3 protein-coding genes are annotated in these 2,086 nt (G+C 57.4%); 1 reads left to right on the top strand and 2 read right to left on the bottom strand.

Annotation, left to right across the window (positions count from 1 at the left end; all coding sequences use genetic code 11):
• The coding region (locus QME66_13540) for a hypothetical protein (protein MDI6809969.1) at positions 1–203 on the top strand (203 nt) is incomplete at its 5' end.
• Positions 204–312: 109 nt separating this feature from the next.
• Here QME66_13540 and QME66_13535 read toward each other — a convergent pair.
• The gene (locus tag QME66_13535) at positions 313–1,038 is read right to left on the bottom strand and encodes a hypothetical protein (protein MDI6809968.1); all 726 of its coding nucleotides are present in this window, start codon (positions 1,036–1,038) and stop codon (positions 313–315) included.
• The coding region (locus QME66_13530; protein ID MDI6809967.1) for an RHS repeat-associated core domain-containing protein at positions 1,029–2,086 on the bottom strand (1,058 nt) is incomplete at its 5' end. The genes QME66_13530 and QME66_13535, both read right to left, overlap by 10 nt.

Here is a 2,086-nt window from a genome sequence, read left to right as displayed (position 1 = left end):
GGCGCGACGCGGTGAAGGGCACGGTCCGCGAGGCGGGGATCGCGGCAAGCGACTCAAGAAGACCCGTTGGCTGTTGCTCAAAGCGCATGCGCGGGTCTGCGGCAAAGCCCGAGAGCGAATTGGACGCCGTGATTCATTCCAAGTTGCGGACCGGCTCGCGCGTGGAGTCTGAAAGAGGCATTTGCTCATTTCCGGACCTATAATCATCCCCGCTGGGCCAAGACCTTCCTCGATGCCTGGATCACTCGAACGCTCCGAAGCCGACTGGCCCCCATGCGAAAGGTGGCCCAGACCCCGCAGGACCATGAACCACTAATCTTGAACTGGTTCGCCTGCAAAAAAGCATTCTCCAACGCCGCCGTCGAAGATCTCAACAACAAGATCCGAGTGGTGACCAGACGATCCTGCGGTTTCCGCCAGTTCCCTGTGCTGCAAACCGCCCTCTATCATGCTCTCGGTAAACTCCCGGAACCCGAACTGACCCACAGATTCTGCTGACGAGGTCTTATTTTCCAGATCTGACCCTGGCGGCCCACTCCTCTTGACTTCAGATGCAGGAACCCAGGTGCGTTCTTCGCGGATGTATTTCTTCCGGGCCACAAAATCCAGCATCACATCCCATTGCCCATCACCATCGGTATCAACGTAGGAAAACACGTCCTGGCCTGATGTGTCCCGGGCTGAGAACATCCGCTCAATGACAGCACCAGATTCTCGCGTCTTAGTGACCAAGACACTTTGACCATTTTCAAAGTGGGTGGTTTCCCATGTCTCGTTGGTCTCGTCTTGGAGATGCGACACAAGGCATTCATGCCCACTAAAAACAGCAAATTCGTTTGTTGCGTCCTGTTTCGAGTAGATCGCAAACGAGCCAAATTGACGGAGCCGCGGAAGGTCAGTACCAGGAAGAACGGCCTCTGGTTTGAGTTGGGTGCGTTCCCTCCACAGCCGACCGACCACAACGCCCAATAGTGCTCCCACAATGAACACGGCTGCAAGCGGTAGCAGTCTGCTGGCGATGGGATGCACTACTTGCATTGCTTATTCCATATGTCCGTGAGCCAGTCCTTCGTGTCCTTCCACTTCTTGCATTCAGGATCATCGAAGGGATCGGCAGCCGAACTATTGCAGAGACACTCTTTGTGTTTCTTGTCCGCCCACGCATTGATAAGCCCCAAGGTGTTGCATCCACCAAACGCCTCAAGCAAGGCAGGGAATTCACTGCCCGGAACAGCGTACTTGGCCGCTTCCCATGCAGCTTTCGCCGCATTGATGAGCTTCTGGTATTTCTCGTCCTTGCTCTCAAGGCCAAGGAAATCATGGGCGTTAAGCGGATCATTGGCGCAGAAGCGGTACAGATTATCCAGATCCTCGCTCATGAGCGCCGGGTCAAAGGACGCGTTCCATTGCTGCGAAGACTGGCGAAGCATTCGGCGAATAACGCCAAGGATGCCTTCAACGTCTTGAGGCGACAGGCCTTCGGCCAAGAGTTGGCTACGCGCACGTTCGAGAATGCGCCGCTCAAAAAGCGACTCGACGACGAAAGATCCGCCCCGGGGCAGATTTTCGAGAGGGTCGCGACTCAAGAAACGCCCCAACTCGGGCGAGTAAAACCTGTAGCCGTAGTAGACCAGTTCGGTTTCCATATCGGTGTACTTGGAGGAGTAGCGGATAGGATTGGCTGCAGCCAACGCGCCGGCGGCGGAAAGAACCTTCCCGTACGGCGAATAACTATACCGCGCAGCCAGGGCGCCGGAGGAGGCGAGAAGCTTGCCGTAGGGGTTGTACTGGTAGCGGGCCACGACCGCGCCGGAGGCGCCCGTGAGCGCCATGACGTTGCCGTTGGCCTGGTAGTGATAGAAGGCCCAGGAACCGCCCAGGGAGGCGCAGAGCAGGCCCCCGATTCCGCCGGCCCCTTGCAGCGAACCGCTCAAATCTTCTCCGAAGAAGTACTGATTGGTCGTGACGGCCGATCTCGTTGTGACTATCTCGATGCCGGGATTCCACCCGTCCCACGGGAAAGCGTGGCGACGAATATTCGACCACCTGCCCTTGCGCCACCTGGAAACCACCTTGCCCACCCGGC

The sequence above is a fragment of the Candidatus Eisenbacteria bacterium genome (assembly GCA_030017955.1).
GTDB lineage: Bacteria > Eisenbacteria > RBG-16-71-46 > JASEGR01 > JASEGR01 > JASEGR01.
Note: the sequence above shows the minus strand (reverse complement) of the source record. Positions and strands in the feature narration are given on the sequence as shown.

Coding starts and splice junctions, on each gene's coding strand:
- QME66_13535 (MDI6809968.1), bottom strand. CDS start 1,038: ATGCAAGTAGTGCATCCCATCGCCAGCAGACTGCTACCGCTTGCAGCC.